Origin of the sequence: Microbacterium sp. BF1 (genome assembly GCF_019279095.1) — a bacterium.
GTDB classification, from domain to species: domain Bacteria; phylum Actinomycetota; class Actinomycetes; order Actinomycetales; family Microbacteriaceae; genus Microbacterium; species Microbacterium maritypicum.
On record NZ_JAGYWT010000203.1, the window covers coordinates 1 to 4,265 of the forward strand.

General features: G+C 66.1%; 5 protein-coding genes and 1 pseudogene. 3 read left to right on the forward strand and 3 right to left on the reverse strand.

The window, feature by feature from the left end; translation table 11 throughout:
- Positions 1 to 127, forward strand: a pseudogene (locus KZA10_RS08670) (IS5/IS1182 family transposase); the annotation flags it as partial.
- 176 nt (positions 128 to 303) lie between these two features.
- Here the strand turns inward: KZA10_RS08670 and KZA10_RS08675 are convergent.
- Complete coding sequence (locus KZA10_RS08675) at positions 304 to 519, reverse strand: helix-turn-helix domain-containing protein (RefSeq protein ID WP_218682664.1); 216 nt, start codon at positions 517 to 519, stop codon at positions 304 to 306.
- A 121-nt stretch (positions 520 to 640) separates the two neighbouring features.
- Between KZA10_RS08675 and KZA10_RS17920 the strand changes: the two genes are divergently transcribed.
- Positions 641 to 1,528: a transposase gene (locus KZA10_RS17920; protein WP_256934608.1), complete on the forward strand. Its 888-nt coding sequence runs from the start codon at positions 641 to 643 to the stop codon at positions 1,526 to 1,528.
- Between the two features lie 300 nt (positions 1,529 to 1,828).
- Here the strand turns inward: KZA10_RS17920 and ychF are convergent, their stop codons facing one another.
- On the reverse strand, positions 1,829 to 2,902 hold the full coding sequence (gene ychF, locus KZA10_RS08685; RefSeq protein WP_218682665.1) for a redox-regulated ATPase YchF: 1,074 nt from the start codon (positions 2,900 to 2,902) through the stop codon (positions 1,829 to 1,831).
- Positions 2,903 to 2,954: 52 nt separating this feature from the next.
- The gene (locus tag KZA10_RS08690) at positions 2,955 to 3,695 is read right to left on the reverse strand and encodes a class I SAM-dependent methyltransferase (RefSeq protein ID WP_218682666.1); all 741 of its coding nucleotides are present in this window, start codon (positions 3,693 to 3,695) and stop codon (positions 2,955 to 2,957) included.
- A 59-nt stretch (positions 3,696 to 3,754) separates the two neighbouring features.
- Between KZA10_RS08690 and KZA10_RS08695 the strand changes: the two genes are divergently transcribed.
- The coding region (locus KZA10_RS08695; RefSeq protein WP_218682667.1) for a 3'-5' exonuclease at positions 3,755 to 4,265 on the forward strand (511 nt) is incomplete at its 3' end.

Here is a 4,265-nt window from a genome sequence, read left to right on the forward strand (position 1 = left end):
GTTCGCTCTCGCCAAGCAATGGCGGGGCCTCGCCACCCGCTACGACAAGCTCGCGATCACCTACCGCGCGGCCGTCACCATCAGCGCAATCCTCACCTGGCTACGCCATATGGGAGACACGCCCTAGGCATCCTGCCGAGCGGCGGGGCGATGAGACTGGTACAGGCGATGCCGCCCAACCAACACTGAAGGTAGACGGCACCACTGACATTCTCTCAGCTCGTGCGAAGTCTTGTCTGCTCGGCCAGGCTCCGAGCGACGCCCACCTCGTCCGCTATGCCAGAGCAACTCATGTACCGGCCGTCATCGACGGACGACCAGTGACTGCGCCTCGACGCCGAGCTGCTCAGCGAGGGCATCCACCGAATCCAGGGTGAGGTTGCGCTCTCCACGCTCGATACCGGCAAGATACCGAGTCGACACACCGAGCTCCTCGGCAAGACCTTCCTGCGACAGCCGGCGCGCAAGGCGCAGATCGCGCACCTGCGCTCCGAGCACCTTCTTCAGCGGTTCTGTCACACAACCAGCCTCAGGTCTGGTAGTCATGACTTCCAGGAAGTTATCGCTTCCGGTAGCGTTCGAGGCAGGGCCGCGCGCGACTCGCACTGAGCCGCATCTGACCTCGAAGGAGAGCGTGACGATGTTCGAATCGCAGCAGATCCCCGACGGGAGCTCGACAGCTCTCCCCCGCGTCCTGCACACACCACGGAGTAGGGCGCTGCTCTCGGAATCATGGGCCCAAGCAGACGAGGCGAAGCGGAGGGAGCGGGCAGGCGACGACCTCCAGCTTCCGTATGAAGCCTATGCAGCCGGCGAACCCTGCCGCGCATGTGGGCGCGCCCTTCTCGGTGAGCCAGCCCTGGGTACTGATGAAGAGGGCCTTGCACTGATCGACGCCGACAATGCCCAGTTCCGCGCCGAGCACGCGGCATGCAGCATGGGTGTCTGGCGTCTCGAGAACAACAGGGTGGAGCACTGCCACCTGTGCTGCCCATTCCCGCCACTTTCACCGGCTCAACGCGATGAGCTCCGACAGCTCCTATACCCACCCTCATTGCACATTGACCGCAGCGCCACCTGGCGAGTGGAACTGACCTGCCAGCACGTCGAGACCTTGGCCGCGCACTCCCCCCGCTACGTTGAACCGACCGTCCAATGCACCGAATGCGCCGTCATCCGCGGCGTGGTCAAAGCCGTGCGAATCGATGACCAGGCAAAGGATGGTGACGACGGCAGAGACATCGAGAGCCTCCAGCCCGGCTATCAACGACTCACGGATGAGCAATGGAGCTGGATCAAGCACATCGTTCACACAGAAGAAGGCCCTCGCCGCGGGCGGCCACGTACTGACATACGCACGATCGTCGACGCGGCGCTTTTCAAGACACGCACCGGCATCACGTGGCGCGAGGTCCCAGCAGAGTTCGGGTCATGGCAGACCGCCTTGCGCCGGCACCGCCAATTGGTCGCGAGCTCCCAGTGGGACGAGATCACTCGCACTCTGGCGAAACGAGACCTGCCCCGGTGAACCGCGGCACTGTTGGGACATCCGACTTTTGAGTCAGACTGATTTTTGAGTCAGCACACCGCCCGAGAGATCGCGCGTCGAACGACTCGAACTCACCCCGGAACCGGCCAGCCGAGACTGCCTATCAGGGACGCTACCGCACTGCGGAAACGAGAATCGGCCCCGGCGGAAGCTCCGCAGGGGGCGATCAAAGTCCCAGGTCAGCGGGGAAAACGCTTAGCACCTGAAGGTAGATCGGAACTCGTCCGCCGAGCCCAACCAGAGGGCGAGAGGGTAAAATCCCTGGTCAGACGCCCTTTTTTAGACATTGAACCTGAATTCAACGACGTCGCCGTCCTGCATGACGTAGTCCTTGCCCTCGAGGCGGGCCTTGCCCTTGGCACGGGCCTCGACGACGGAACCTGTCTCGACCAGATCCTCGAACGAGACGATCTCGGCCTTGATGAAGCCCTTCTCGAAGTCGGTGTGGATGACACCGGCGGCCTGCGGCGCCTTCGAGCCCTTGGGGATCGTCCAGGCGCGAGCTTCCTTCGGGCCGGCCGTGAGGTACGTCTGCAGGCCCAGGGTGTCGAAGCCGATGCGGGCGAGCTGGTCGAGGCCGGACTCGTCCTGGCCGGTCGAGGCGAGCAGTTCCGCCGCATCCTCCGGGTCGAGGTCGATGAGTTCGGATTCGATCTTCGCGTCGAGGAAGATGGCCTTCGCCGGGGCGACGAGGGCTGCGAGCTCCGCCTTGCGCGCGTCGTCGGTCAGCACGGCCTCGTCGACGTTGAAGACGAAGATGACGGGCTTCGCGGTGAGCAGACCCAGTTCCCGGATCGGCGTCAGGTCGATACCGGCGACCGACAGCAGCACGCCGCGCTCCAGCGCGTCCTTCGCCGCATTCGCGGTCTCGAGCACGACGGGTTCGATCTTCTTGCCGCGTACTTCCTTCTCGTACCGGCTGATCGCCTTGTCGACGGTCTCGAGGTCGGCGAGCATGAGCTCGGCGTTGATCGTCTCCATGTCGGAGGCCGGGTTGACCGTGCCGTCGACGTGCACGACGTCGTCGTCGGCAAAACCGCGCACGACCTGTGCGATGGCGTCGGCCTCACGGATGTTCGCGAGGAACTTGTTGCCGAGTCCCTCACCCTCGCTCGCACCGCGCACGATGCCGGCGATGTCGACGAACGACACTGCCGCGGGGAGGATCCGCTCGCTGCCGAAGATCTCCGCGAGCTTCTCGAGGCGCGGGTCGGGCAGGTTCACCACGCCGACGTTGGGCTCGATCGTCGCGAACGGATAGTTCGCCGCGAGCACGTCGTTCTTGGTGAGTGCGTTGAAGAGGGTGGACTTGCCGACGTTGGGCAGGCCGACGATGCCGATAGTGAGAGCCACGGGGCACGAGTCTACCTGGCCGGAGCCCCGCGATCCTGCGGAAGGCTGCGCGTCAGTCGCGGACGGCGCGGTACGCCCTGGTCACGTACGGGAGGTCGATGGTCGCGTCGCCGTGCAGGTCGAGCTCGTCGAAGAGAGCGTCGAGCTCCCGTCGGATGCGCGTCTTCTCCTCGTCGGGAGCGGTGATGATGTAGCTGCGCGACGCCGCCATCCGATGCAGCACATCGCGGGTGACGGGTCGGACCCATTCCCAGCGCTCCTGGTCGAGCGGTCCGAACGGCGCGGTGACGACCGGATCGCCCTCGGCGAGCATGATCTCGGCGTGGCTGCCATGCATGACCTCGGTGAGCCTGCGCACCCACTCGACGCGATCGTCGCGGATGTTCCAGATGAGGCCGAGCACTCCCCCGCTGCGCACTGCACGACCGATCTCGGTCGAGCCCGCGACGGGATCGACCCAGTGCCAGGCCTGGCCCAGCACGACGGCATCGACACTCGCATCCGGAAGAGGCAGCCGCTCCGCCGACCCGACGAAGGTCGGCACACCCGGCTCGGCGCCGCGAAGCGCCGCGAGCATCTCGGGATCGGGGTCGACAGCGACCACCTCGGCGTCAGGGGCCTGGGTCAGCACCCGGGTGAGCTTGCCCGTTCCCGCGCCGACATCGGCGACACGGCGGGAATCCGCCGGCATCCGCTCGAGCATCCAGGCCACCGCCTCGAAGGGGTACTCCGGCCTTCCGGCCTCGTAGTCTCCGGCCTGCGCTCCGAACGACGTCGCCATGTCCTCAGCCATGTCGCCAGCATACGGCGAGTCTGCGACCCCACTTCGAGCACCCGGGGGAAAGTGGGGATGTGCCACTGGACTTCACTGCGATCGACTTCGAGACCGCGAACTCCAGCCCGGCCTCCGCGTGCTCGGTCGGACTCGTCCGTGTGCGCGGCGGAGAAGTCGTCGCCACCGCCGGATGGCTGATCCAGCCGCCGCCGGGACACGACGAGTTCCAGGAATGGAACGTGCGCATCCACGGCATCCAGCCCGAGGACGTGCTCTCGGCCGCGACCTGGGTCGACCAGTTCGACCGCCTGTGCGCTTTCGCCGGAGCCGACGTGCTCGTCGCGCACAACGCCGGCTTCGACCTCAACGTGCTGCGCCGCGCCTCCGAAGCGACGGGGCAGCTCTGCCCGCCCTACCGCTCGCTGTGCAGCCTGCAGGTCGCCCGCAAGACCTACACGCTCGATTCGTATCGCCTGCCGATCGCCGCGGCCGCAGCCGGGTTCGAGGAGTTCTCGCACCATGATGCGCTCGCCGATGCCCGCGCCTGCGCGCAGATCGTCATCGATGCGGCGGCACGAGCAGGTGCGG

Bases quoted from the DNA above. Each gene is read 5' to 3' on its own strand.
- KZA10_RS17920 (WP_256934608.1), top strand. From the start codon at position 641: ATGTTCGAATCGCAGCAGATCCCCGACGGGAGCTCGACAGCTCTCCCC.
- KZA10_RS08690 (WP_218682666.1), bottom strand. From the start codon at position 3,695: ATGGCTGAGGACATGGCGACGTCGTTCGGAGCGCAGGCCGGAGACTAC.